The 291-nt window shown below is 50.5% G+C and carries 2 rRNA genes; both read left to right on the top strand.

The window, feature by feature from the left end:
* Window positions 1-105 (top strand): 23S ribosomal RNA (locus F3J28_RS22325); the annotation flags it as partial.
* Window positions 106-203: 98 nt separating this feature from the next.
* Window positions 204-291, top strand: a 5S ribosomal RNA gene (gene rrf, locus F3J28_RS22320); the annotation flags it as partial.

Below are 291 nucleotides of genomic sequence, written 5' to 3'. Positions count from 1 at the left end.
AGGGTCCTGAAGGAACGTTGAAGACGACGACGTTGATAGGCTGGGTGTGTAAGCGTAGCGATACGTTGAGCTAACCAGTACTAATGATCCGTGAGGCTTAACCTTACAACACCGAAGGTGTTTTAGAGACAGAAAGTAAATTTTCAGCTTAGTTCAGGATTAAAGCTCATGGTCATGAGAATGACGGTGAGTAACAGAATTTGCCTGGCGGCCGTAGCGCGGTGGTCCCACCTGACCCCATGCCGAACTCAGAAGTGAAACGCCGTAGCGCCGATGGTAGTGTGGGGTCTC

It is taken from the genome of Enterobacter sp. Ap-1006, assembly GCF_011752835.1.
In the GTDB taxonomy this organism is placed as follows: Bacteria; Pseudomonadota; Gammaproteobacteria; order Enterobacterales; family Enterobacteriaceae; genus Cedecea.
The sequence above is the reverse complement of the archived record's forward strand: the minus strand, read 5'-3'. Positions and strand labels throughout refer to the sequence as shown.